A 26,215-nucleotide genomic window follows, 5' to 3' on the forward strand; every position below is an offset into this window, starting at 1 on the left:
TGAATCTATTCATCATGAAATTGTTCCTCCAAATGCGTCATGAGTTCATCCACGCGGTTTGCAAGTTGTGCAGGCTGTGCCTCACCAAACAACACGGCATACGCTTGATTCGTAGGACGATTCACAAGATACAGGGCAGGCACTACAGGCTTGTATTCGCCAGACACATATAAGGTTTGAAACAACTCAGGCGTTAAATTGGCTGAATCAAATCCATCTAAAGACTCCCCATCCAAACTGTACGCCTCTACAGGGATATGAAAACTGGATGCAAAATCACGAAGTATGGGCGCAAATTGATGACAATGAGGGCAGGTGGAACGGTATATAAAAATAAAGTAATGTTGTTCCGAAAGCGCATTGATTCTTTTGTTTTTGGTGCGCGCCAATACCTGTTGCTCTTGTTTTTTATCTAAGAGCTGGGTTAACTCATCCAAAGCTACATTCGCAAACGTCTCTGTGCTGAGAAGGAATAGTACGATTAAAAAGAACCTTTTTTTCATTCATTCACTCCTTCATAACTAAACCGTTTAAACTGCGTCATCACATCAAAAATGCGCTGCTTCAGCTCTTCTAAAGATAAAAACCCGTAAGACACTGGCGACATCTTGTTGCTCTTTAAATCCACAAAATAAAGAGCGGGCATGTACTTCGCCTCAAGTGCTACTTGTTTTTGAACCGTTTCCAGAGGAATTGATTTAGGATTAGGAAGCCCATCAATGAGTTGGCCATCCGTACTGACTGAGATCATGGAAAAACCATATTCTTTAATAAAGGGAAGCAAATGCATGACCATTTTTTGTGAAATGGAGCTCGTGCCACGATAAAATAAGATAAAGCCATAACGCACACTGCTTTCTTGAATGACTTTGTTGATTAATACTTTTTGTGCATCATTGCGTACTGCAATCGCTGAGTTATCGGTTGGAAAATTAAGCGTGCTGTCCAGCTCAGGATGGATTAATAAGACTTGTTGCCAATAGCGTACAAATTGCTGGTTATTTTTTGAATAATCCATCTGTGCCTTCATGTATTCATGTGTTGAATCAAATGAAGGAGAGAGCAATGCTTCGGCCAATTTATTCAGTGTAATCTTACGCTTATCCATTAAGCGTTCATAAGGAGATTTCGCAACGGTTGCAGGTCGTGGCTGCAGTGTTTTTTTAATCGGTTTGGGCGCCTCTTCAACGGTATACCAATGAAAGCCTTTTGCATGCTCCTGCACAATGTCCGCATGAAGCGATGTCATGAACAGTCCCCATACCATCAGCATCAACAGGCGACTCATAATTCACCTGCCTTTTTTTGCATTCGCAGTAACACTTCATCAATGGACTTTTTAGGATCTTGAGACTTGATCTTTAGATCACCTGCAATCCCTGCCGCTTTATTGGGTGTCCCGTGACCAAAAGGATAGATTGGGGTCACAAAATCAACCCGCCCCAAATCCATCTTCTGCAGTTCCGCAACACTCATTCCTGCACAGGTTGGATGCTCTGCATCACCCAAACCATGACCATTAACTTGTGTAAGACGAGCCTCCTGGATAATTCGGGCCATTTTGCTTGGAAATACGCAGTAAGAGCGTTTGTGTTCTAAACAAACCCCAGCCACTTTTTCACTACAATACTCGCCCAGATAATGAGCTACATAATTTAATTTGGCGCGACCCAGCGCTTTGTCTTCATCACGACAATGAAGCAAATCAATGTCTTTTCCCCATCCTTTATCATGACAACAATCAATAAGATCCAAGGGCCATATTTTGCATTGCACGGCTTGTCCGCCAAAAAGAGACGCATTGGGTTGTTGACTTAATTCATGCCCCGCTTCCCCCACAACCGCTAAAGAAGAAACACTTTGCCCAAAATCAGTATTTTGGGTTTGGGAATGCTCTGTACAGTCACCATCGGCACAAAATAAGTCTTTAATGCATTCGATAGGTGCTTCACACACATTTTCTTGACAACTGTACGTTTGCTTATACAGGGCACAAGTTTGCTTATCAAAACGCGCACACTCAGAGGCCGTTTGAAAACACCCTTTATTTTTCTGTGTGATGCATTCATCAGCAGCCGCGCTAGAACAAGAGTACGTCAGCTCTTTTGCCCAACACGCACGGGATACAGGAAGACCATCAATTACTTTAGGTGACTGAGTATCCGTGCATTGTTCTTTTTTGATTCGACACAGCGACCCCTTATTTTCAAAGCTCATGCAATGATTGTCCCAATATTCTTGGCTGATGTAGGGTTTGGAGTGTGCTGTGACCGTCAAAGCAACTTGAATGGGATAAATTCGTCCCCATCCTTTATTAATATAAAAGGTCAACAACCCATTATTAGCGCATGTTGGAGTACCAATCACCTGAACCCAATACGCATTCGCCCCATTATTTCGTATCGAATGAATGGTGGCACTCATTCCATCACACGAATGTTTCATCCGAATGGGATAAGGAACAGAGCCGCCCACAGCATTAGTGATTGCGCCAGTCACCAAATTTACAGTAATCACTCCGGTCCATTTTTTAGCAACATAAAACGAAAAATCAGCGCGTTGCACCACTTTTTCGGAGTCCACCAGGACCTTAAGGTACTTGGTGCAGGTTTGATCGGGCAATAAACGAGAGCTGAAGCATTGTTCTTCATGTGTCTTCATCGTGCAGGTAGGCTTTTGATTCGAGCATTGAACGCGATTATTGGATTGTCCGTGCGTAATCGCATAACTTTCATCCTGAATTAATTGAGATTGAGCCAATACGGAATTTGCTTGATTGAGTTCAAATTTGTTTGTTCCAAAATGATCAATGATCGTTTTGGCACCAGGATCATTTTTAATCGCCGCATTGGCCTGGCTTGATAAATCTGTTTGCTCCTTTTGAATCCCTTGATAGTATCCTTCTTGCGCAGGGTGCTCTGAGTACTGATCAAAAAGCGCATGGGGATCAAATCCGTGCATGGCATCTTTAGGTTGGGCGTTTAACGATTTAGCATAATTTTTAAAGGCGTTAAAATCGGTTCCTGTTTGATTCGCAAAACATCCCATAGAAAGTAACGCCATTAAAACAACCCACTTAGACATGAGTGTTCTCCAAAAGAGCTTGCGCCACCTCGTTTGCACTATCCCCTTTCTGTGCAATGAGTTGTAAACTGTTTTTTATAGATGCATTGCCATACACCACATCATAAGTCTGTTCGGGACAAATAAGTTGCTGTCCACAGGAGCTCGGCCTTTTGCTCACAACAAGTGCAGGCACCGCAGTGATATGAAATTGTTCAAACCATAGAGGATCAATCGATACTCCATTAAACGCCCATTTGGACTCTTTGGCCTTAGCATGAAGCTTGGAAAACGCTGTTATGGTTTTTTTAAAATCCCCCTCAATCAGACCATTAATCACAACCGGAATTTTATAAGAAGCCGCCTCATCGCTCAGTGAAAACAACAAGGGTTCTGGCATGGAAAAAGACACAAATAATACGGCTCCATCAACGGTTTGGCCTTTTTGGGCAATAGGGGCTCCTTGCCGTGACTGTTCAATAATCTGATCAATCAAGGTCTTATTTTGTGCATAGGATTGATTGGATGTCGCATTCCAATGAGCCAACGTGTCCTGGCTTACTGAATCGTGCGCCGCCTTACCCGTTGCCGATGCCTCATTAAGAAAATCATTCACATTGGCATGACTTGCGGTGGCTAAAAACAGGCTACTTAAAAAAATTCCGAATGCATTCATAATTCATCCCCATCATTTAAAGAAAACAACAGTTCCTTTTCTTCCAAATTAAAAACCCAAAATTGTCGCCATCACCTGGATAGGTGTGTCCTGCTTCCCATCCAATGACGGATTGTCCAAACGGATGGCAACGATGCGCTTCAGGCAAGGTATTCACCAACTGATAGCGATAACGGTCTTTGGGCATAATGCTCGATGCATAGGTATGACATACAGCAGGCCAATCTTGACCTATCGAATCGCGAATCGCAGGTGTCGGTGGTCGATGCAACTTAAAATCAACGCGTTCTGCAAGTAAGGCTGCGGTACTTATAGGACTTGCTTGATGTGCCACAAACCCCGTTAATGGATACGTAGAACCTTGCGCACCCTGGCACCAAAAAAGACTGTTCACGGCAGTGCCTGCAAGTGCTTTGGTCGCATCAAAGGCACAAGAAGCTCTTGCAGACGAGGAGGTAAATAAAACGGCTTCAGGATTTAGAACAAAGGCCAGTTCTGAATCATTCCAAGTGGGGTCTAACTCCGACGGATATAAGATGTCAAAATCTTCAGTTTCCATACACCCTAAGGACGTTAATACTTGCAGCCAATAAACCAGAGGGTATTTGTACCAATGAACGTAATAAAACGCACCGCGTCCATCGGTCTCCGGCATCTGTGAGCCACCTAACCCTTTTTTAGTGACATTCAGTTGTACTCCTAAATTGACCATACACCATGGTTTAGGAGTTACATCAACCAAGGCAGCAGGTTCCCAATAACCAATAGTGACGCCTAAACGCTCGCCAATGGGTGTAGGGCATAAGCACACAGGATTACCTGGATTTTTTGTATCAGGATAACTGCTTTTAACCACTTCACTACTGCCAATAGTAAGTGGAAACAAACAATTCCAGCAGACATCGGTAATTGGATTAACAAAGTGTCCTTTGCACTGAGACGCATAGACGAAGTTCAGCGAACTCAATAAAAACAGCACCATGAATCGGGTAATCAACGTTTTTTTATTCATAGTACCTACTCCTGATTGCGTAACTCGTGTTGACCAATTTCTTGAATACGCCAAACCAATCCTTTTTGGCTGACTACGGAAGGCACATGCTTTAAGTGAAAATAACGACTCAAGCGCCCTTCCAAATCAAAATAAACCGAACCAAAAACTTCGGAAGCTGTCTTAACATCCCCTCCGATTAAAATAAATTTCACCTGGTCAAAATGCTTATAATGCGCTTTGGCCCAGGCAAGTTGCTTCGGATCATCGGCATTGAAAAAAAACAGTGTTTTAGAAATTGATACGCGTTCAAAAGGATTAAGATGCGTCCCTTTCTTCGCAATCATCGTCCCATCATGGGTATAAAGCGTTTGATTCACGACGATACTTGGATCTAATTCATGCGTTTTAGGAGTGTTCGTCGTAGGTAAATGAAGAGGTTTTGGTCTTCTCACATGCTCCTCCACTCGCGCCACTATTTGTTGTTGATGTTGTTTCAAGGCACCTGATTGCTCTAAGCGATGCAGCTTCGCCATGATGACCTGGCGGATGTCTTGCTCGACAACAGGAAAAAGCTGACCGTAATTGCCTAAGTTTTTGGCATATACCGGAGCTCCGTTCATTAAGAGTGCTGCAATCAAACCCGCTACTTTCTTCATAATGCACCCAGCTTTTCCAATGTTGCTGCAATCACCTCATCCGTCACATCGAAGCGTCCACTGGAAATCACTGTTGCTGTGATTAAGGTCACATGATGAGAAGCCCCATACTGAGACAAGGTCTTAGGCAATAACGAAGAGTACTGCTTTAACACCTTCTTTTGTTCTTGTTCTGATAACTTACTTTGACTCAATAAAACAGCAGGCTGATTCAGTAACCGCTGCATATCCACCACAGCCAGCGGTGCGGGCTTGTGCATGCTCCATAACACCATGCCAGACAAGACTAAACCCGCTAGAATCAAGAGTTGGGTTTTATAATGACGCAGCATCAGCAAGCCCTCCTTCCACTAACACGTTTTTGGATAGGCCATAGTGTTTGTTGGCTACCAGCATGGCGGCATGAATGTACGATCGCCCCTGCGCGATGTAATTCATTACCGCTTGATAATCGCGTCCATCAGAAGACAATAGGACCCGTGTAAACGGATCAACAAAGAGCCGATGAAACGAGGAAATGCCATCTGCACGAATCAGAACTTGTGAAAATCCAGCGTCCTTCGCTTTAGGAAAGGAAGAAAGTAATTTAAATTCAAAATCAGAAAACGTATTATGCTCGTGTTGGTGCTTGACGAGAGAATCTCCATCTTGAAGAAAAATGAGTTTGATTGCAGAGTTTTCCCAAGCGGCACGTGCTTCAGGAAAAGCGTAATAATCATCGATACCTTGCGTGATCGTCACAAAAGAAGCATTATGCCGCCGCCCTGTACGAAACCCTCGGTTAATGAAATTCACTGCAATTTGATCGCCAGAGAATAAGGACCAGGCTTCATCAATGATGCACATTTTTTGACGGCTGCGATCGGAGTTAAACATACGGCCTTGAAACTGAGACAAAATAGACAGTAAAACCGGTGCACGAATGTGTTCATCGTCCTCAATTTCTTTTAAATCCACGACAATAATGCGTGCATCAGGCGCTAACTTAGAAGGCGCATTAAAGACCGTACCATGCTCTGAATGAGTGCAATAGGGATCAAGATTTTTCGCCAGAATTTTCCCTGTAGGGTATTTTTCTCGGTCGTTCTGATGCAACTCCAGAAGCTTAGCCTGCACATGATCAATTAATGTGGCTTGCTGATGTTCAAAAAACGCCTGCAATATTGCCTCTCGTAACGTTCCTCGGTCATCATCACTGGCTCCATCCTTAGCGCACGCTAATAATTGAAACAAAGAAAGAATATGCTGTATTTCTTTGCCAATATTCGTGACATGAGTAAAGGGATTCATTGCCAAATTGGAGTATTCCAGATACACACCGCCTAAGGTGTGGCATAATTTCTTATAACTTCCCCCGACATCGACAATAAAGAGATCCCCGCCGTTGAACAGCACGTTGAGCATCAGCATTTGAATAAAAAAACTCTTTCCCCCGCCTGATGTGCCGGTCACAGAAATGTTGTAATTCGTGCCCAACTTACCTGAGAATGGATCAATACAAGAAAATTGGTTGCGTAGTGTCGGCAATAAAATGCCCGATCCCGTACCCGACCAATCCGAAAGAATAGGCATGTATTGAGTCGCATTCCATGAGGAAATAGGCCACATCATCGTGGGTAGCTGAAATCCTTTTTGGAGATGATTCGTAAATAAAAAAGGCAATGTTGCTAGAAAATAGGGAGATTGCATCCTACGGCTTAGCGCGAGCTTAATACCGTTATAAGAAAAACAGGTACGAGCGGCTTCCACATCGCGGGCATATTCGGAACGTCTGGAAAATAGCACGACGTTATACAGCATCTTACAAGAACGCGTCTTTCCTGAAGCCAAATCATCACGAAAATGACGCCATTCACGCGCTTTTTTTTCTGTACCGGCAACATGCAGCGCATAATCGCCTTTCGCTTTTTTATCCAAATCACTGGTTTTGCGATTCGCACGTCCTTGCGCTTTGTTTTGCTCGTCAACCAGGTAGGTAACAGAAATAATGTGATTACAGGGAATACTTTGTTCTGGATGAAAAATATTGGCGCTGTTATTAATGTTATCCCAAAGATGGTATTCACCTGGTAAGCCATCAATGGTCATCACTGAGACGACCGTTTCGAATGCCTTGCCTTGATTATTAACCCCACTCACAAGCAGGCCTTCTTTGGCTACCTCTACATCAAAATCACGGCCAACCACCTGATGCTTAATGAGTTGCGTTGGATCATAAGAGGAGGATTTGGGGTAAATATTATCGGGTTCATGAGCCAGGTAAAAATGAAGTAAGCGTAATAAATCTTCAGCATTACAGGTTCTAAAGCCAATTTTGGCCGACATCAACGAGGCTTCAAAGGCAATACGAAATTGAGCAAAGCAGGCTTTAACGTCTTCCTCATTTTTTCCATTGATTTTATCGACTACGACATAACACTCAGTTTGTGTCATTCTGGGATTAACATTGGTATTGGTTTTAAATCCATGAACTGCGGCCTCACCATAAAACGAACGAAGGCTTTTGCCCATCACACTTAACTGTTCAAAATCTGGAGTCATGAACTGGTTTGAAAAAGCATCCAGCTCATGCCCCACTTGATTGTGTTTGACTAAGATGAGCTGTAAGGTAAATTCATCAGAAACCTTGGTTCTTAAAATCGAATCCAACTGCTCTGCAATTTTTTCATTCGCACCGGTTAACGGGGTGATGCGATACAATAAGCCTGTATTCCAGCGATTAATAAATAAATGCGATTCCTCGTCATAATACTGATAAGGAAGTTCCTTGCAAAAAAGAGGGTATTGGTGATCGCCAACATTTAAGGTATTTTGGGAAGACGATACCTCTTCATCCACCAAATAGCCATCGATTGAATTCCTAAAACCCTGGACGTATTTTTTTAGTGTTGCGAACATAGTTAATCCTAAAAAAGTTCCGTTTCATTTATTTTGAATAAGCACTGCAGCCTACGCATTGCTCTTGTTGCACGTATTGCCCATCCGGTGTAAATCGCCGTGCATCCACCATACGATTCACCTGCTCCATGCTTTGGCACCCACCACGCTCGACAAAAGGACAGCGAACATCTTGATGATCAAAAATGGAGCGTGAACACCCCGTAAGCGTCACTGCCGAACAACAACAGAACAAAACAAACCAAGCTTTAACCATGTACGTCTCCTGTAGGATTAACTGTTGAAAAGAGTGGTTGATTGGGCATCCCATTCTGATTCAAGAATTGCTGCGCCCTTTGCGTATCGGATTGGAACGTGGATTGCGGAGCTGAAGGCTCACCACTGCTACTCTCCCCACCTTCACCGCCTGCTCGGCTAATGGTTGTTGTAATCGCGGCCTCATTTTGAGCCGATTGATTATCAATGGATTTACCCGATTCAAACGATTGGTGCGCCCTATCAATCCAAAAGCCTTTGGTGAACATGATGGATACACGCCGTCCTGCACGTGCCACCACCAGAGGGTGATAAATATCGGCGATTTTCATGATGTAGTCGGAGATTTTATTGGCCGGATTACTCACCGCCCCTCCTGCTGCTGATTGCATCAGCGTAGAGGCCTGACCATAAGTCGTAATGGTGCCTGCGCCTGGATTAATGGTCTGAGCTGTATTGAGGTTTTTAAGCCCATCCCCAAAGCCTGCTAAAATCCCTGCAGCCGCACTGTATTCTAAAAGAGGTTTGGTTTTTAAAATGGATGTACCGCGTAAGTCTTGCATCGCATCCAAGTCATACACTGCGCCATACACCTTTTGTTCAAAACTTAAATTAGGTTTCGCACACGAAAGGGTTTCAAGGTGCATCACTACTGCATCATCGGACAAATCACCATACGTAGAGACAATAGCAAGGCAGCCATTAAGGCGTGAATGGCGATTGTTGGGCATAATTCCATTAGAATCCAGGCGAATGAGTGCCGTTCCCATATTTTTAGCACCATTAATCCCAGCATCCCCTTTGGCTCCGCTCAATAAGATGCCTTCAGCATGGGTTCCAGCCCAGACGTAATTATCTGGTGTACGCTCTTCTTTTTGTTGACGGCGGTAATTAAAATGAACCGTCTCAAGCCCTGCTTTGCCATAATAGGCTTTTTCATCTAGGATGCGTTGTTTATGACGAGCCTCTATTTCTTCACGCGTAGGCGGTCTTGCGGCCACTGCCGCTAAACTGGTTTGTGAATTTTTAAGAAGCGCCACCTGTAGTTTTCCATTGATTTCTTTATTTTCAAGCGCAAGCTTCTCTAATTGTTTTTGCATGACGCTTAATAAGGCTTGATTTTCGGAAACGAGGTCGTCTGATTTGTTTGGTGTGTTCTTTTTATTTTTTTCTACCAAGGCTTTGAGTGCATCAATTTGGCGTTGTTGTTTTTCAAGCACTGCCTCATCACTTAATTTGCTAAAGGCGCTGTCTAATACCCCATCAAATACAGGTTTTTTATTTGTAGGAAGCGTAGATTGTGGCTTTGACGAATACAGATAAAATCCATAACACAAACCACCAAGCAGCAGAAAAGCCAAGCCATTACGAAGCTGCTCCATTTTGGCACTTTGATTAAGATTAGCTTTTTTACTTTTCTTTATTAACTTTTTAAACGATTTCATCATGACACGCTTCCTTATTACCCCATGTTGGATTGTTCACGGTAAATGCCATAAAAATAGGCGGTTTGACTGGGTTGCAACATTTTTTCTGACAGCTCCATCGTAACCAGTTTGGGGTGTTCGAATAATGTTGGTGTTAATTCCATGGGTTTGTTGGATTGATTTTCGATGCGATACACATAGCCCGAAGACTCTTTGCCTCGGTATTGTTTCACCAGCGTTACTTTTAACTGTTTATGCAAACGAAAGGTCGTGGGTTTAATGCCCACTTCTTGAAAACCGGAAGGCTGGGTCCCCTCCATAAGAGCAGTCATTAAGTCACTATGTTGGTATTGGCTCTGTTCTTGCGCCTTAGCGTAATCAAACCCTTTTAATTTTTTGGATACCAATTTAATGGTTTTACCCAAATCTTCAGTCGGAGATATGGTGGCTGAGAAATGATGATTCAGATTTGTTGTGAAATAGACGGTTAACGGAATATGCGCTAATGGCTTTAAAATCACAGCTCCATCCAAATCATCCTCTGCATCGAAGCTTTGTTCTACAATAAAGGAATGTTCAGGGAAGCTGACTTTAACAATTCGCTCGCCTTCTACATCAATACGATTAAAGTTAAGAGAAGACAAAGACAGCGCAAATCGCTCCCCTTCTTCAAACTTAAGCGTGGCTGCTGTATTGCCTGCATGCAGTGAGGTAGAAAGCAGGCTACTTAACATGAGGATTTGAAGTGATTTCATTGATGAACCTCCTTAATAGCCTTAGGCCACATCATCCCGTTAAGGTGCGCAAACTGGACTAAATACACTTTCTTTTGTGGTTTAACTTCAAGACCATGACTGGTTCGATTTAACGTTCCATCTACCTTGGCTTGCAGGGTGGATTCATCAATGTGAATGTTCTTTTCATAAAACACGGAACTAATATTTTTTTCTTTCACCACTGAAGACTCTGAGTCCAGAATGGTTTTGAATGCCTCTTGATGAGACGCAGGAATTAAATGGACTAATGAAGCAAATCGAGCTGCTACCGTGTCTGGATTGTAGGTTAATCGTAATTGAATAACCTTTTTAGTCATGTCTTTAATATAAGAAGGTGAAAAGGAGGAGTTACTCAAGAAGTAACCGTCCTCAGTACAGATGGGCAACCAATGAGTTTCTTTGTTATTAACAACATGAATACAAAGCCCACCCAAAATGAACACCGCAATGGTGGATGTGACTGCCCAAGCCAGTGTCAGATGAAGCAACACTTTATTTTTTGAAAGCACATTGTCACGAAATATACTGTTCATAAACTCACCCTACATAGATTCGATGCGCTGAATTAGGGAATGACCTAAAAATAATCGTCGTCATGGCATGCGGTAAGGACCAATAAATCATTCCTAATAAAACCCTTAGTGGCAGCCCCCCATACTGAAGATGCATGATTAAACTTAAAACAGCTCCAATCACAAAAAGCTGCGGTCCATAACCAATCAGTAATCCAATACCCGTGAGTAAATACACAGGTAATCCAGTGGTCAAAGGAACCCCTGCAATGCGCGGTTCCTCTGACAACATAAACGTCGAATAGTTATGCGACATAACTTAAACCCCAATGCGTGAAGATCATCAGTAAAGGCAAACCAATAAATACCCAAGGACTTTTTGTTTTCCACCAGGCAACCCCAGCACCCAAGGTTTCACCTAGATATAAATAGCCAGGCAAATCCGAATTCTTACCAAAGGTGGCACTAACATCTCCTTTCATCGCACTTAAATAATTCTGACCTTCTGCATGTCCAGTGCTGGTAAGGCATAAAACAACGACCCAACTTAAGACCAACAAGGGGACTGACCACTGTATAAATTCATGAAGCTTAATACTGCTCTTCCTGATTACTGCACTGACATTCATAATGCTCTCCTTTAGTTTGATGAACGCTGATTGAGTGAATCTAATTCGTGAATTAAATGATTGATTTTTTGTGTAAAAGGTCGTGTCATTGATGAGAAATAAGGACAATCGTTATAATTAGATGCAACGCGTGCTAATGTTCTATTCGCAAAATCGAGATTATCCCGTGCAAGTTCCATGCGTTCGCCTCGAATTAAGGAGGCAGACTGCTCCATCATGCTTCCTGAATAACCTACATCGATTGTGCAATACTCTTTGAGGTTGGCTTTTGCCAATTGGCTCAAACTAGCTCCCAAAAATTGGCACTCTGAAGCCAACTCCTCTTTATCCAGAGAGGCCGAAAACACGGCTCCCGATAAAAGCAAAGTAGTCAGGAATACTGATGATTTTTTAAGCTTATTTTGTTTCATTTTTGATAAATCTCCGTTTTTTAGGTAAAAAAATCCCCTGAGCCCCTCTTTGTGCTCATTTTTTATTCTTTTTATTTAATGAATCGCGGTTTTAAAAAGAGTGCTTACTCATCCATGGTCACTCCTTTGGCTTAATAATTGATTGTTCTTTTTCAGTTCCGCTAAAATTTGTGACAACACCTGGTTTGTTAAATCCAGTTTTTTGTACAAAGCCACATACTCGGCTGTTTTAGATAGTTCTGGCACCTCGGTATTCAGAGCCAACAGAAACTCATAAAGGCCTCCACTAGTAAATATGTGCTTGAAATATTCGACATCCTGTTCCTCATTCATTGGAATATTGGCTGTAAGTACCTGATTTAGTTTTACGTTGTTTTCAAGCCCTGTCTCTGGCTCAGCATAAGCCACTCCACTTCCAACCAAGAATGTCATCGACAGCATGAGTATTTTAATTACACTCATTAAGTACTCCTTTTTTCTTTGTTGTGAACATAACCCTTTAAAATTAATTCGATGTCTGATCTGTATCTGGAATAGAGCTCTACTCAAGCTTAATCAAAAGATACCCGCAATTGTTTTTACCAAACCCTGTTCTAATGCGGGACGTGCATCCACAAACTTTAGATTCATTTTATTTGCGTTCGACACTACGCGCGTTTTATAGCTTTGATACTTGCTGTCGCGGGAATACTTTTGAGAGATCATTGTGCTACTGCCATTTTTTAGATTCGATTGCACTTGTTCTTTCACCTTAATTCCTTTCCCCACTTTTTCGCTGATTTGAATGTCAGTAATCATCGTGTAATTAATATCTTTAACTAACGAATCCGCAGCCATACCAATTAATCCACCACCCAAACCACCAGCGACCATTCCGGTCGTGGAGTTAGTGAAACTTCCTGCAGCCGTACCTACCACAGCTCCTGCGATAGCTGACTCATAACCACCAAGTAATGCTGATTGGCTCGCTGAAGCACTCATTTTCCCAATTTTTAAGATATTTGCTTGCAAGATATAATGTGCAGCATCTGGATTATTGAGTACTTTATACCCATGATTCATTAATGCGGTTTTTAGCTGAGGCTGGATAGTAACCTCTTCATCAGAAGTATTTCGCACAGAAACATAAACCGTTTTTTGAGCGCTGGATACGGGGTGTAAAAAGATGGTGTCGCTTTGTCCTGTACTCACTTGCAACGAGCCGTGTTCTAGGACAGTGTGAGTTGCCGCACAGCCTGTAAGTACGATCATCGCTCCAACGAGCAATGATTGTGTCAATCCTGATTTAATGTATGCGTTCATTGCATTATCCTTATTTATAAGCAGTTAATTCCAGTGAGATACCCTATTAAACTGACTCGTTAAACGCTCAATCACTGTTTCATTCCATACCACATCATTCGTATAGGTCCCCTCTATAATCTTTTGCATAATTTGCTTTTGAATCTCAAAGCGATGAATGGGAATAGACTTTGGCGCATCAAATGCCAGCTTTATTTGGCTATCGTGTTGTTGCTCTAAGACAGTACAAAATACTTCATTTCCGATAACTACGGTATCTCCTACCCTACGTGTTAAAATCAACATATTTGTTCCTCTTCTATTGGCTTATTTTTATCGGTTAATGCACTGTTTCATTCTCGATCGGATACATTAAAAACAACTGCTGCCTCCTTAATAATGAATAAGCATATATCGCAGCTTGTGCATGTTTATCAAAATCAAAGCCACCTATGTTTAGGGCCGCCTGTTGCAAACAGGAAATACAACTCTCTAAAATATCAAATACTTCTTGTTCTACAGTCATAATGGATTATTTTGATAAGCGATAAGGTTATTGAACCATTATTTAAATGAAGGTGCATTCACCTAGGTGCAAGGATAAGAAAAAAGTGAAAATATTTTTTTAGGATGAATAGGCTAATTAAAATAACTATTGAAATCGTAGGTAATTATCAAATGTTTCATAAGTTTTACATAATCGGTAAAGAGTTGTTCTAGGTTAGACTCATGCAATCCCATGTCCTTTAACCAGTTAAAAAAATCCTCTCCTTTTAACAAATTATGCTCCTCTCTAAATTGTTCGACTTGATATATAAGCTCGTATTCTGTAATTGCATACGTTTGTTGATCAAGAAGAGACAGTAAGTATTGATAATGGATCCTATTCTTTTTTGTTTCAGGAATTGATAGTAATTTAAGAATATTTTCCGCCCTCTGTTGAGAAGCTGAACATTCTGTCTGCTCATGCATAGGAGCACGCAACCAAACAGAAGACAAAGTAGACTCAATTAATTTTTTTTCAAAAAGAGTAAACTCTCTTTTTTTTCTATTTAAATCAGAAACCGTAGAAAGAATGTGTTGTTGGTTTAAAGAAAGCAATAACGACTTTGCATCCTCTTTTTTTGCGTTTATATAATTAGATTTAATCAAATGATAAAGATCTTCTGACACGTGTCGAGCAATTTTCTCCCAAGTTCTTTCAGCATAAAAAATGGATCGTATTGAATTTAAAACAGTTTCATTATTAATACTATTTAGTCGTTCAAGCGTTAGGCGGATATTGATTAAAGGAATAGTTTGTACGTTATTGAATTTAGAATAAGCAATTGCCACTTCATCGTCACCATCTACTTCTTCATTCTTATACATCTCATATATACGTCCATGCCCCCTCATTCCAAAAGAATCCAGCTCCGCTGCTCTTAAAGCACCCATTGAAGCCGCACCCCAAACCTCAATACCGTAGTCTAATGCTGTTAATATTTCTTTATGCCACACAGAAGGAACCCAGGAAAAATTTCCATCGATGATAACTATCCGTTTATATCCTGCTTTTATTGATTTAAGCACATCTCCCTTTTTGATTGAAGGTAAATACATCGCATGGGGAAGTAGATGTATCGCCTCTTGATAGGTTAAGGAAGTTTCTAAAAAAACGACGGTTTCATGCATGACTTATCAAATCCATAGAAACTAGTTTTACTTTTAAAATGCATATTTCTTTGTCATAGTATTTATAAACTAAAATATCCTGATTCTTCCCCTTAATCTTTTCAAATAGAACCGAAAGAGCATCGTCTATCGTCTCTACCGAATAATTGGGCAGCTCAGCAAAACCCTTTTTATCTGTAACAACAGGAAACTCACTAGTTTTAAAATCATACTTAGTATGAATCAAATCATCGCGGGAGCCTGCTATTGTGGTTACTCGCGATTGAATGGCCTCCGTCAGTGCACGATTTAAAGCTATTTGTTTATTGAGATGACATCCACCTCCTTTAAATAGGATTTGATTTTCAAAAGGATTCTTTGATTTAATCAATACCTCAAACGAAGGAATTTCATAAATATTTTCATGAAAGTAAATATGACAATCAAATTTTTGTGTTATATTTTTGACCATTTTGCCATTAACAAAAGCGATCTCAGAGATCTGTTGGGCATTTTGTCGTTCTATTACCTCTAGAATTCCATGTAAAAGGGCCTCTTTATAGTTATTTCCCCCCGAAAGTCCAGTTGTATCAGGAGAGTAAATCAACACTTCTGGCAAATAAGAATTTAGTGAGTACTCAGCAAAAGGCACGAGAATGTTTTTTTTTGCAAATACTAATTCAGCTTGAACCCAATTCATTGGCTGTGATGAATCACTAAAATGTACAGACTTTGAAAGATGATTTATTGGTATAAAAATAGTTTTGTGAGCTAACTCAAGCTCTGACTTATTAGTTAATTGTGGAGCTAACTCTTCAGCAAAATATACTTCAATAGACTCCATCAATGCCGAGCACTGAGCCGCTTCTTTTGTAAATCCTTTTCCTTGACTCGTAGTTAACGATTTTGCTCTAGGCCTTATTGCAGTGTAGACAGGTAGTGCTGTGTAATCTAAATGGGTTAAATCAGCTAATCGTGTAATTCCTGCCAGTTTTTTGAAATGAGACAATAAGCTTAGTGTTTCGCCGTAATTGCGAGCTCTTAAAGACGTTTCTGTATGCTCAAAAATCATTTCGAAAGCCTTTCATTAAGATAATAGGCATCAATGCCTAAGGTTCTAAGTTCTGATACAAACAATTTACTTCGATATCCTGATGCACAATAAAATACCAACTTTTTATCTTTATAGGATAAGAAAAACGAATAATCAGTATTCTCTTTTATAGGAAAAAATAGATCATCATCTAACTTAGCAATCTCTCGTTCTTCTTTTTGCCTTATATCAACCAGAAAATATTTGGTTCTATCAAGTTGCTCCAAGGAAATTCCATAATCAGCGTTTTGATTTTGCAGATATCTTAAGCTGATTTTTCTTTGTTTACATGCAAAACAGTTATTATTTTGCTTTATGGGCATGGAAGAGATGTTGAAGTTTTTTGTATCTATTATTCGTATCTTTGGTACTTTCTCATTCTCTATCTTGAGTAAGTAATTTAACGCAAGATTAGCAGCCATGGTTCCTGCTATTCCTGTCACAGTGCCTAACACACCCGCTTCAGAACAATTAGGTATTACACCTATAGGTGGTGGATTAGGGTATAGACAACGATAACAAAGGTGCTTTGTATCAAATAAAGCAAGCTGAATGATATTGACCAAAATACTACAGCTGATAAATACTTTATTCTTTAAAACACAAATATCGTTAATAAAATATCTTGTTTCAAAATTATCTGTTCCGTCGATGATCAAGTCGACATCAGATACTAAGGAACAGCCAAAATCCACATCAAATCTTTTAGTGTGCGCCTCTATAACCACATTTTTATTAGCTTTACTTAAAACATCTCTCGCCTTTTCTGCCTTATAGAACCCTATATCGGATTCATTAAATAAGATCTGTCTATGCAAATTAGAAAGATCTACTTTATCATCGTCGACAAGAATTAACTTTCCAACACCAGCTGCGGCAAGATATTGAGCTACTGGACTGCCTATCCCGCCGAGTCCAACGATCATAATTGTTGCGTTATTTATTAGTTTTTGACCTTGCTCTCCAATAACAGAAATTTGGCGTTTGTATCTATCCACTCTACTACCCTCCTGAAATTGAAGTTACAATACACACCTCATCATTAGGTTTAAGAGTAATGTCTTTAATGGATGATATCTGTTCTGAGTTAACAAATACGGAAATATATCCCTTTGAACAACCACTGTCGTCAAACATCTTTTCAAAATTTTCTTTATAAAATTCTGCTAATACTTGTTGCAAATTTGATTTATTTGAAACCAATTGGATTTGTTTTCTATCTGAATTAAACTCTATTAATTGATATTTATGCATTTCTATAACCCGTAGATTTTTATATAAACGACATATATAATTTATTTATATTTTTAACAATTGTGACGAAAATATGAACGAACAACTGTTTAAAGACCTTACTAAAAACTCATCAGCAGCCAAAATGAGGCTATAATCGATTTTTAGAATTAATATATTTCTACAATATCTTGCTCTGCAAGAAAGTTCCCTGTTTGATTTATTTCAGTAATAGAATCATCCCAACAAATCACCAGCGCTGACTTAGACATATGCGCCATTTGCTCACTGGTATCATCTGGCCTAACAAAAAGTGTCCACTCATTTTGTACAGAAAGTTCAGGCTTATGAATTCTTTTTATAACACCGTTCTTTCTAGGAAAATAACCACAAACGTAATAGCTTTTATTCTTTACCAAGCGAGGAGGCTCAATCCCACAAACAATACAACATAAAATTGTTTCAAGACTTATGGAATATTTCTTCTGGTATAGCTTATTTAGACCAATACCTGGAGGTCTAGGATTGGTTTCAATAAATTGAATATAACCATCCTCACTCATAAAAAACTCAGTGTGAAGTACCCCGTTATTGAATTCTAATAACTGGCACACCTTAATTGAAGCATCCAAAATTAATTGTCGCTGGTGTGCATCTAAAATATTCAGACTAAATATAGGCAAATTTTTACTGACCATTAAATGATTTGGATGCGTATATTTTCTGGCTTCTACAAATAATATATTCCCATCAAATACTGCCAATTCTGAATGGTATAAATCATCTGCCACATAAGCTTGAACGATATATTTTTTCACATTCTCTTTTTTATTGGTCAAAAAATTACAAAACTCCTCTTCGGTTTTAATATGATATGTCTCATAAGAACCAGAGGAATTAATAGGTTTAATAAATATCTCTTGTACACCTATCTTTTCTTTGATTAATTTTAGGTTTGAAGATTCAATCAATGTAGTTGTTTTAGGATATGAAAATAAACCATCCAATTTTCGATACATAAGATCTTTATGACTTAATAGCATCGATGTACTTAAGCTCATACCTGCAATATTTAGATTTTCCCTGACTTTTGCTATATCAACAAACATATCTTCCGAAAAACAGACTATATAATCAGGGCGAATCGAATCACAAATAGCTAGTAGATCTTCAAATGAAAATGAACTTACTAATACATTTTCTCTGTCCTTAACAAACTTAGATGCATCTTTAATCAAAAAAATGGGAGAAATTCCTAATTGAAAGAGTAGATCACAATCAATTAGTTCATAATCCTGAAGGGGATCAATGCATAACAGTTTCTTTATTTTCATTGTATTTAATACCAAAACATCCTACTAAAAATGTTGTTTTCGAAGGAAACTGCTCAACTGAATAACCAAGCTTATCAGTTACTTCTAAAAAACGAGGATCGTAAGAAAAAATTGTCTCTCTAGGCAGCTTAAATAGGTTATTAGTCACTTGGTTGTTCTTTTCATGAAAAAGGGTTAGCTCCAGATTCGTTGCGCTTTCAAAAAAAGGCGTACTCTTGAAATGACCTAATTTATTTATATGTTCTGCATATTGTAAATAAGTATCGTATATTAATTCACAACGCTGTGGTTTATTTGAAAATGATGATGGCTTGAAAGCCATCTCTTCTTTGAGTATTGAATAAAAAACAGGATCGTTTTTATTTTTATCAAAATGAACAGGCTCCATAACAAAGGGAGTGTATTTGGATTTATATATATCGCGATACACCTCAATAATAAAATCTAAGGGTAACAAATCATCACCAGCAGATAATCCGTAGCCAGGAACTTGTCCTGTTCCTATAGTAATTAATTGGCTAATCGCATTATTAGTGAATTCATTTTGAGATATTTCGGGATTATTTGCCCGAACATAAGCCATTAGATAATTATAAAAAGGTAGATTTGCATAATATCCTGTCTGATTAGAATCAAACTCCATCACTAAACTCAAAAAAGTAGGTAATTTATTCTCTTTTATTAAGGTTACAATTTCAGAGGGAAATACCAATAATCTTGACCGCCAGTTACAATTAGCCGCATCACATAAGCTTTTGAAGGTTAAATAATGATTTCCAAGATCATCTGGGACTGGAATATCTGCCTTAAAATACTTTTCTAAACTAGCATGAGGCCTTGCATCTGCCACAGGACAGAGTAAGAATGTATTCCGTGCGCCTGACGATATTTGCAATATATCTGTTGGATGATGAGTATTTGAAGCATTATAAAGTGAACTAACGCTTAAAAAATCTCCTTCTCTATAGATCTGATGTGTACTCGACTTCCCTTTAAATTCAATAAACATTTCAAGATTCTTTTCTAAAACCATTGAAAAAGGAACTGAAGACAGTCTGCCACCTGTATTTGGTAAATAAAAATGGTGCTCATCTGCAATGATCTGTCCATAATGATATTCAAGTACGGTAAAAAGCATATTTTCAATGCCGTCTATGGTTTCCAATACTTCATAGAGGCGTTTGTTAACCCGAGCTATGTCCGTTTTTACCTTATCCCACGATAATTCACTCATATGGCATCAAAATAAAATCCTATTAATTAACTGAATCATACAAGAGAACATGAGGGTATTCAATCAAGTTGTATTTCATGTAATAAAATTTATTGGTAAAAATAATAATTTTTATTGCATAAATGTATTTCAAGTTATAAATTATGTCACATGGAATGCGTTTTATATAAAAACGGAGTTTTAAATGACAATCGATCATGTGGATAATCAAATCATAAAAATGATAGTCAGCGGCTGTCATGTGAATGACATTGCAGAAGATACAAAAAAGTCTAAAAGATACATTCTTTATCGACTCAGTGACTTAAAAACAAGCTTTAATTGTAAAACCACGCCTCAGTTAATTTATATGCTGACTACATCAGGGTTAATTAAGTAATATTTTTCACATGGATGTATTATGAATAATTCGATTTATTATTTAGGCTTTAACAAGCTTCTTTCATTAACCAAATGCTCTAAAGAAGCACTTCTCTTAGATAAAATAATTTTTCATCATCAAGGCACCCTTCTAAAGCGTGACAATAGATTATGGTTTACAAGGAAAATCCCTGATCTTGCTGCAGAACTTGGGTTTAGTGAAAGCAGAATATACATCTACCTAAAGAGCTTAGAAGAAGAAGGCCTAATTATTCGAAAACGATTTAAATACTATGGTGTACCTCGATCTTTTATAGCAATTACTGAAACACTTCAAAACAAATTACAACTGATCTACAAAGAACCAGAAACCATTATAGAGATAAAAGAAAAGGGGCTTACGCCTGAACCGGATATAAACGAGAGAATGGATTATCTTGTTTCAACAGATACCATTAATAAAGAAAAAAATAGAGTAATTAATAATATTACTTTTCCTAATTCAGACAATAAATTACCATTGACTGAGCTTAATATCGTTAAAGGGATGTTGTTGAATGTTCAAAAGCAACACGGAGTAAAGCTATCCTCACCAGAAAAAGTCTTCGATGAGGTGGTATTTTCATTAAATAACCAAGAGCAATTTCAAAAAATTGGCACTTTTCAACACAAAATTAATATCATTTCTCAACTTCTTCGCACTAATCGCTGGAGAACCCCCAAAGGATTTAATAAATACTCTCCAGAAGGGAAACATTACCAAGAAAAGCAAGATCAAGAAAAGGCGGCCCGCCTGCAATTGAAGAAAGAAGAGTGTACTTATTCTGGATTAGATGAGATAGCTACGAATAACCGTTTATGCAATGTTTATGAATTGGCTCATCATCCAAGTACTAACAAGGAATTGCAAAAATCCCTTCAAATTCAACAAAGTCTTATTAATGGTATTAAAAAAGATATTAAAACAATAAAAAACCCTAATATATTGGATAATTTTCTTAAAATATTAGCTCAAGAAGAAACAAAATTATCTAAGTTACAGGCCGAATTATCGTTACAATAGATTATGCCATTCCATTGATAGCTTCGGTCGAGTTTTTTTGTATACTATTCTCAATCGTTTTAGAACAAAACCAGAGAATAAGTGCACCCAAAATTGCATAAAAACCTAGCTGGGTAAAAGCGCCCAAATAGTGTTCATTACTAATAAGAGGATTTAATGATTCAGATTGAGTCATTAAATTAGAAAAATAATTGGATATTGTGGCTGCTATTCCTGAAGCCATCATCCATATACCCATCATGAGCCCTTGTAATTTTTCTGGTGCAAGACTTCCTATCATCGCGTAACCAACAGGAGCAATAAGTAACTCCCCTATTGCTTGAAGAAGATAATGCACAATAATCCAACTCATGCTAGTTAATCCATCAGTACCACAATTCTCTATGCCAACAGTCAATGCCAAAAACGACAAAGCAATAAACAGTAAGGAACTCATAAATTGTTTTGATATGGAAATGGTGATTTGTTTCTTCCTTAATTTATCAAATAGTTTGACTGCTATAGGTGAGCCAATAATTACAAAAATTGAGTTTAAATTCATTAACCATTGTGGAGGAATATAATAAGAACCCATGTAAATATTCACGTTGTACTTCAAAAATTGAGAAATACCCATCGGTCCTACAAAATAAAGCATCCAAAATACAATTGAACTTCCAGTTAAAAATACAAAAGAATAAATTTTTTTTCGTGCATTATGCGGACTTAAACTACGTCCAAGTAATGTAATATATAATAATGCCGCAGCACCAATAAAAAGTATGAGGCTATTTGCTAACCAGGAATAATAAAACCCTGCTAGAAGGATAGGTATAATTAGTATGATTAATACCAGTCCTAGCTGCCCCCTCTTTATCTCCTCTCTGATATTTACATTATCTTTTGCAAAATATCTCCACGATTTAATTATGAAAAACACCGTAATTAGATTAATCAAATTACTTACTTCAAATAAACGATCGTATCTATCGTTAATATCAATAAACCCACTCATAACATAACCAGAGAGAAACCCTATATTCATTGCGCTGTAATTATAAAAAAATGCTTTTTCTCTTGATTCATTTTCGTTATTAGTAAATTGCTGGGTAATAAGGCAGTTAATACATGTTGATCCTAATCCGCAACCAATAAGGAACAAGCTTAGCCCTAGATATACAAACGATTCAGAAAAATTAAGAACTAGTAGACCTAAAGTTTGTATGAGGGTTGAAATAGCAAATAACAATCGATTAGTTAAAAATCTATCTCCAATATAGCCGGCTACAAAATGCAAAATAAAATTTGATGCAAGAAAAAATCCCACGATTCCATTGGATTGCATTTGAGTTAAGCCAATGTTCTTTGTCAAGTAAAGGGATAAGGATGAAAATAAAATTGCAAAACTGAATGTAGTTATTGCATTTAACCAATGTAGATAAACTATCCCTTTTCGCTTGCCTCTTACAGCATGCATTTCATTTCCTTAATAAAAAACTTTTTATTGTTACATCACACAAGCAATTTCTTCAAATTGTGAACCAAATAAATCGCTCCACATTCTCAATTCATTACTCGTCAGCCATAAGCTAAAACTTGTATTAGAAATTTTCCATGTTCATAATAGAATCAAAGAAATTTTTATCTCCCAAACTTAATCGTATAGAGACAGCCTTTCTAATTAACCCTGTACGCACATCTTTCATCAATGGTTTCGTAAGCTTAATTTTTTTTTCAATTTCCAATATCCTATTTTTTGTCTCTTCGGTGAAAAAGACTTGTGTGGCTCCTTCTAAAGGAGCTTGATTTAAACCTTCAAAGATATCATCAATCAACTCTGCATAATCCAGATCTCTTTCATAATCGCCCCATTTTATATCTGAAAGCGTATACAGATAATATTTAACTGCATCCTCAATAAGTAATGATTGCTTTCCTCTTCCCTTATAATCGATTTCAGCTTGTTTTCGAAGCTTCTCTTTAATATCTTTTGGAAATCTTATGCATACGAGCCACTTCTCCTTTTTCTGAGGTGCTTGGAAGAATAACTTTTTACTCTTTCGTTTTTCTGTCATAAACCACCATTTATTAAATAATCAAAACAATCAAAATAGCAAATATTTTCTTTATTTTTCATAATGTTATTGTTAGTTTGCTCCGGGGCATGTCTCTTCTTCTAAAGCCATTTCTTTAATTTTATTCAGAATTATTTCTAGGGTTTTGTAGGATGAGTCTTGTATTTCTAGATTATTAATTTCTGGGAACCTAGTTAATAAAAGTCGTTGTAAAGAATCAGATTCCTTCTGATCGCCAATTTTAAAGGTTGCATACTTCTTTATAGCTCCACCTTGTCGTCCTCGAGATTTAATTACCTTTTTTTTATTTGGTATTTGATTAGAATTTGATTGAGACAAAGCTAACTCGATTTCTTTATAAGATTTAGGAGCTAATGCTCTGATCATTTTAAAAGTGAGCGCGTTGTCATTGATTTTAGAGAATAAAATTGGTGGATAATTTTCTCGTTTGGAACAAATGGTTCGTAATGCACTTACTATTCCCTCCCCTAATCCAATAATGGAAGATAATTCTTTATTTTTAAGAGATTGTACATTTGTATCAGACAAGAGCTGTTGGAATATTTGGAAATTTTGGGATACAGTTAAACCTTTTCTCAAATTATTTTCGGACAATTGTCGCCTAAGTTTACGATGTTTAACTTTGAGTTTAACAAGCATGCTTTCGTCAGTGATTTCTATACAAGTCACTGTGGAAACACCAGCCATCATTGCCGCAAGACGTCTCTGGTGACCTTCTAAAATTACATATCCATAATCCAGATTTGTATTTTGAAAATAATCGGGATCATTCTGCCGATCAGTTAAAAATATCTCAATTGGTTCAATTAAACCATCTGTTCTTATCGAAAATGCTAGCTCTCTTAAAAAGTTATAACTTTCTTCAATACCCTCATCTGGTTCGATGATTAATTGTGAAAATTCAGGGATATTAAACTCTCCTGTTTCATCTGAAAACTTGCAAAGTGATTTATCACTTCCAATAAATAAATGCTGTTTCAACCAATGTTCATCAATAACTTCTCCTGGTCTTGGGTTAAATGGATCAGGGATCAAAGTAAATGGATCTTGCTCAACTAACTGTTTGCCTCTTGTAAATTTTAAATTAGCTGTTATCGCTGCTCTAGTAATGGTATCAGGTTTATTGATTTTATTAGATGTCAGCGATTTCGTAATTATTTTCTTTTTGAGTGACATTGCCCTTATCTCCTAGTACTTCGTTATATACAAACTCCCCTAATGCTACTGCTTCAATCGCAAATCTATCGTTGTCCTTTAACTCAGTATATGGTGCAGTAATAGGTGCTTGATCTTCATCAATATCAACTGCTCTAGGGGAGTCATGTATTTCTATATCCTCTATAAGTAATCTTGATAACAATGGATTTGCTTTGATGGTATCAACTATTCGGTTTTGAGGTGTTCGTTTGTTATAATCAACTTTATTTTTTAATAAACCAATAATTTTAGCTTGTGCATTTGCAGGTCTATAAACATTTTGACGGTTTACAAGATCCACCATCCCAGCTAGTCCTTGAAGTGATTTATTACTCAGCTCCAATGGAATTAAAACATGAGTTGCTGCACGAATAGCACTTTGAGTTAATGGTCCTTTAGCTGGTGGCGTATCAATAAGGATCAAATCATACCCACAATCAATAAACTCATCCATTGCGAAAAAATCATAAGGTCGCTGTACAATGCTCTCTAAGCTGTCGCTATATTCAAACGCCTCAATATCCTTAATAAGTCCAGCATCACTCGGCAATATTTCTAAATTTTCAAGATCGGTTGGATAAGGAACAACTGGACTCTCTGTCCACATATCCAAAGCAGAAGAACGGCCATCCCAGCCATCATCATCGGGATCATTCGGATCAAAATCTGGGTGTAAAGGAGGTTTATAATTAGACATATCCCTTATACGTGTATCTCGAAGAAATCTGTATGACATATTTCCTTGAGGATCGAAATCTAGAACGAGAACTTTCTTATTCTTCTTAAAGGCGATATATGTTGAAATCAATTGACTTATTAAACTTTTACCAACACCTCCCTTGTTATTAGCAACCACTAGAATTTTTGGAATCTTCTTTTTCATTGGATTACTCCATTTTAATTATTTTCATATAAAATGTATCTTAGTGAGAAATCGTAGTCAATATAAATCAATACTGTATTGAGTATTATTTTTGTTTTTTCATCAAAAAAATTTACCTATCTTAAGAAGCCATCCAATCTGCTTATTCAAGCCGCAAAAAACTGCGTTAAAACAACAATATAATGGTTTTGGTCATTTTTAGTGATTTATTAAAAAATGTATTGATCTAAACGAAATTCCGATCCACAATATTTTATATCTGTTAGTTGTATTGAGTATTAGTCAACAAGTAACATTAACTAAATAAAGATAATAAATGAATAAAAAACGAAGAGAATAAAAACAAAAGGGTTGTAGAAAGTCTGCCAACTTTCTACAACCCTGTAATAAATTTAGCCCTTAGAACGAGACTAAAATATATAAAGAACTTCTTTCGACCGATAGTTCTTTGATATTTCATTTTCTATTTTAGCCTCGTTCCCTAAAAAAAACAATAAGATAAGGACATTATCT

At 37.9% G+C, this 26,215-nt stretch carries 31 protein-coding genes; 2 read left to right on the top strand and 29 right to left on the bottom strand.

All coding sequences use genetic code 11. From position 1 onward, the window contains the following. Positions 1-5: 5 nt before the first annotated feature. The 25 genes from trbB to DY223_RS17245 all read right to left on the bottom strand — a co-directional run bounded on the left by trbB (position 6) and on the right by DY223_RS17245 (position 20,124). Complete coding sequence (gene trbB, locus DY223_RS17125) at positions 6-503, bottom strand: type-F conjugative transfer system pilin assembly thiol-disulfide isomerase TrbB (RefSeq protein ID WP_115684375.1); 498 nt, start codon at positions 501-503, stop codon at positions 6-8. Beyond that, the gene (traF, locus tag DY223_RS17130; protein ID WP_064115164.1) at positions 500-1,288 is read right to left on the bottom strand and encodes a type-F conjugative transfer system pilin assembly protein TraF; all 789 of its coding nucleotides are present in this window, start codon (positions 1,286-1,288) and stop codon (positions 500-502) included. The genes trbB and traF overlap by 4 nt, the downstream gene beginning before the upstream one ends. Next, on the bottom strand, positions 1,285-3,084 hold the full coding sequence (traN, locus tag DY223_RS17135) for a type-F conjugative transfer system mating-pair stabilization protein TraN (protein WP_115684376.1): 1,800 nt from the start codon (positions 3,082-3,084) through the stop codon (positions 1,285-1,287). The genes traF and traN overlap by 4 nt, the downstream gene beginning before the upstream one ends. Further along, the gene (gene trbC / locus DY223_RS17140; RefSeq protein ID WP_058460582.1) at positions 3,077-3,739 is read right to left on the bottom strand and encodes a type-F conjugative transfer system pilin assembly protein TrbC; all 663 of its coding nucleotides are present in this window, start codon (positions 3,737-3,739) and stop codon (positions 3,077-3,079) included. The genes traN and trbC overlap by 8 nt, the downstream gene beginning before the upstream one ends. Before the next feature lie 16 nt (positions 3,740-3,755). Next, a complete protein-coding gene (gene traU / locus DY223_RS17145; protein WP_115684377.1) occupies positions 3,756-4,751 on the bottom strand; it encodes a conjugal transfer pilus assembly protein TraU in 996 nt (331 codons plus the stop codon). Between the two features lie 5 nt (positions 4,752-4,756). After that, complete coding sequence (gene traW / locus DY223_RS17150) at positions 4,757-5,389, bottom strand: type-F conjugative transfer system protein TraW (protein WP_115684378.1); 633 nt, start codon at positions 5,387-5,389, stop codon at positions 4,757-4,759. Then, positions 5,386-5,721 carry a type-F conjugative transfer system protein TrbI gene (trbI, locus tag DY223_RS17155; RefSeq protein WP_115684379.1) on the bottom strand — a complete coding sequence of 112 codons (336 nt, stop codon included), beginning with the start codon at positions 5,719-5,721 and terminating at the stop codon, positions 5,386-5,388. Before trbI ends, traW begins: the two co-directional genes overlap by 4 nt. After that, positions 5,705-8,287 (bottom strand): type IV secretion system protein TraC, encoded by a 2,583-nt coding sequence (gene traC / locus DY223_RS17160; protein WP_115684380.1) that lies wholly within the window; start codon positions 8,285-8,287, stop codon positions 5,705-5,707. The genes trbI and traC overlap by 17 nt, the downstream gene beginning before the upstream one ends. 28 nt (positions 8,288-8,315) lie before the next feature. Beyond that, positions 8,316-8,543, bottom strand: a complete 228-nt coding sequence (locus DY223_RS17165) for a hypothetical protein (protein WP_011212483.1) — start codon at positions 8,541-8,543, stop codon at positions 8,316-8,318. Further along, positions 8,536-9,990 carry a TraB/VirB10 family protein gene (locus DY223_RS17170; protein ID WP_115684381.1) on the bottom strand — a complete coding sequence of 485 codons (1,455 nt, stop codon included), beginning with the start codon at positions 9,988-9,990 and terminating at the stop codon, positions 8,536-8,538. The genes DY223_RS17165 and DY223_RS17170 overlap by 8 nt, the downstream gene beginning before the upstream one ends. A 14-nt stretch (positions 9,991-10,004) precedes the next feature. Further along, complete coding sequence (traK, locus tag DY223_RS17175; protein WP_058460958.1) at positions 10,005-10,724, bottom strand: type-F conjugative transfer system secretin TraK; 720 nt, start codon at positions 10,722-10,724, stop codon at positions 10,005-10,007. Continuing rightward, complete coding sequence (locus DY223_RS17180; RefSeq protein WP_058460959.1) at positions 10,721-11,278, bottom strand: TraE/TraK family type IV conjugative transfer system protein; 558 nt, start codon at positions 11,276-11,278, stop codon at positions 10,721-10,723. The genes traK and DY223_RS17180 overlap by 4 nt, the downstream gene beginning before the upstream one ends. Positions 11,279-11,282: 4 nt before the next feature. Continuing rightward, the gene (gene traL / locus DY223_RS17185; protein ID WP_058460960.1) at positions 11,283-11,573 is read right to left on the bottom strand and encodes a type IV conjugative transfer system protein TraL; all 291 of its coding nucleotides are present in this window, start codon (positions 11,571-11,573) and stop codon (positions 11,283-11,285) included. Next, positions 11,563-11,886 (bottom strand): pilus assembly protein, encoded by a 324-nt coding sequence (locus DY223_RS17190; RefSeq protein ID WP_058460961.1) that lies wholly within the window; start codon positions 11,884-11,886, stop codon positions 11,563-11,565. Before DY223_RS17190 ends, traL begins: the two co-directional genes overlap by 11 nt. A gap of 11 nt (positions 11,887-11,897) precedes the next feature. Beyond that, positions 11,898-12,296 (bottom strand): hypothetical protein, encoded by a 399-nt coding sequence (locus tag DY223_RS17195; RefSeq protein ID WP_058460962.1) that lies wholly within the window; start codon positions 12,294-12,296, stop codon positions 11,898-11,900. A gap of 108 nt (positions 12,297-12,404) precedes the next feature. Further along, positions 12,405-12,758: a hypothetical protein gene (locus DY223_RS17200; RefSeq protein WP_115684382.1), complete on the bottom strand. Its 354-nt coding sequence runs from the start codon at positions 12,756-12,758 to the stop codon at positions 12,405-12,407. 93 nt (positions 12,759-12,851) lie between these two features. Then, positions 12,852-13,598 (bottom strand): complement resistance protein TraT, encoded by a 747-nt coding sequence (locus DY223_RS17205; protein ID WP_058460963.1) that lies wholly within the window; start codon positions 13,596-13,598, stop codon positions 12,852-12,854. A 24-nt stretch (positions 13,599-13,622) separates the two neighbouring features. After that, complete coding sequence (locus DY223_RS17210; RefSeq protein WP_058460964.1) at positions 13,623-13,883, bottom strand: carbon storage regulator; 261 nt, start codon at positions 13,881-13,883, stop codon at positions 13,623-13,625. Between the two features lie 34 nt (positions 13,884-13,917). Further along, on the bottom strand, positions 13,918-14,103 hold the full coding sequence (locus DY223_RS17215; RefSeq protein WP_011212471.1) for a hypothetical protein: 186 nt from the start codon (positions 14,101-14,103) through the stop codon (positions 13,918-13,920). Positions 14,104-14,216: 113 nt separating this feature from the next. Beyond that, positions 14,217-15,251 (bottom strand): TfuA-like protein, encoded by a 1,035-nt coding sequence (locus tag DY223_RS17220; RefSeq protein ID WP_058460965.1) that lies wholly within the window; start codon positions 15,249-15,251, stop codon positions 14,217-14,219. Next, complete coding sequence (locus DY223_RS17225) at positions 15,244-16,302, bottom strand: YcaO-like family protein (RefSeq protein ID WP_058460966.1); 1,059 nt, start codon at positions 16,300-16,302, stop codon at positions 15,244-15,246. Before DY223_RS17225 ends, DY223_RS17220 begins: the two co-directional genes overlap by 8 nt. Beyond that, positions 16,299-17,321 carry a HesA/MoeB/ThiF family protein gene (locus DY223_RS17230; RefSeq protein WP_058460967.1) on the bottom strand — a complete coding sequence of 341 codons (1,023 nt, stop codon included), beginning with the start codon at positions 17,319-17,321 and terminating at the stop codon, positions 16,299-16,301. The genes DY223_RS17225 and DY223_RS17230 overlap by 4 nt, the downstream gene beginning before the upstream one ends. A gap of 4 nt (positions 17,322-17,325) precedes the next feature. Then, complete coding sequence (locus tag DY223_RS17235; protein ID WP_011212467.1) at positions 17,326-17,577, bottom strand: MoaD/ThiS family protein; 252 nt, start codon at positions 17,575-17,577, stop codon at positions 17,326-17,328. A gap of 149 nt (positions 17,578-17,726) precedes the next feature. Continuing rightward, the gene (locus DY223_RS17240; protein WP_058460968.1) at positions 17,727-18,890 is read right to left on the bottom strand and encodes an ATP-grasp domain-containing protein; all 1,164 of its coding nucleotides are present in this window, start codon (positions 18,888-18,890) and stop codon (positions 17,727-17,729) included. Further along, positions 18,862-20,124, bottom strand: a complete 1,263-nt coding sequence (locus DY223_RS17245) for a hypothetical protein (protein WP_058460969.1) — start codon at positions 20,122-20,124, stop codon at positions 18,862-18,864. The genes DY223_RS17240 and DY223_RS17245 overlap by 29 nt, the downstream gene beginning before the upstream one ends. A 184-nt stretch (positions 20,125-20,308) precedes the next feature. On the opposite strand from DY223_RS17245, the gene DY223_RS17250 reads away from it, so the two are divergent. Both DY223_RS17250 and DY223_RS17255 read left to right on the top strand, forming a co-directional pair. After that, positions 20,309-20,503, top strand: coding sequence for a hypothetical protein (locus tag DY223_RS17250; RefSeq protein ID WP_011212464.1), 195 nt, complete (start codon positions 20,309-20,311; stop codon positions 20,501-20,503). 21 nt (positions 20,504-20,524) lie between these two features. Beyond that, entirely contained in the window at positions 20,525-21,547 is a 1,023-nt protein-coding gene (locus tag DY223_RS17255) for a helix-turn-helix domain-containing protein (protein ID WP_058460970.1), read from the top strand. Position 21,548: 1 nt separating this feature from the next. Here DY223_RS17255 and DY223_RS17260 read toward each other — a convergent pair whose 3' ends face one another. The 4 genes from DY223_RS17260 to DY223_RS17275 all read right to left on the bottom strand — a co-directional run bounded on the left by DY223_RS17260 (position 21,549) and on the right by DY223_RS17275 (position 25,702). After that, positions 21,549-23,003, bottom strand: a complete 1,455-nt coding sequence (locus DY223_RS17260; RefSeq protein WP_058460971.1) for a peptide MFS transporter — start codon at positions 23,001-23,003, stop codon at positions 21,549-21,551. 124 nt (positions 23,004-23,127) lie between these two features. Then, positions 23,128-23,601 (bottom strand): hypothetical protein, encoded by a 474-nt coding sequence (locus DY223_RS17265; RefSeq protein ID WP_058460972.1) that lies wholly within the window; start codon positions 23,599-23,601, stop codon positions 23,128-23,130. 72 nt (positions 23,602-23,673) lie between these two features. After that, a complete protein-coding gene (locus DY223_RS17270) occupies positions 23,674-24,798 on the bottom strand; it encodes a ParB/RepB/Spo0J family partition protein (protein WP_058460973.1) in 1,125 nt (374 codons plus the stop codon). Further along, positions 24,755-25,702 carry a ParA family protein gene (locus tag DY223_RS17275; protein ID WP_058460974.1) on the bottom strand — a complete coding sequence of 316 codons (948 nt, stop codon included), beginning with the start codon at positions 25,700-25,702 and terminating at the stop codon, positions 24,755-24,757. Before DY223_RS17275 ends, DY223_RS17270 begins: the two co-directional genes overlap by 44 nt. Positions 25,703-26,215 lie beyond the last annotated feature (513 nt).

This window comes from Legionella bozemanae (assembly GCF_900450575.1).
GTDB classification, from domain to species: Bacteria; Pseudomonadota; Gammaproteobacteria; order Legionellales; family Legionellaceae; genus Legionella; species Legionella bozemanae.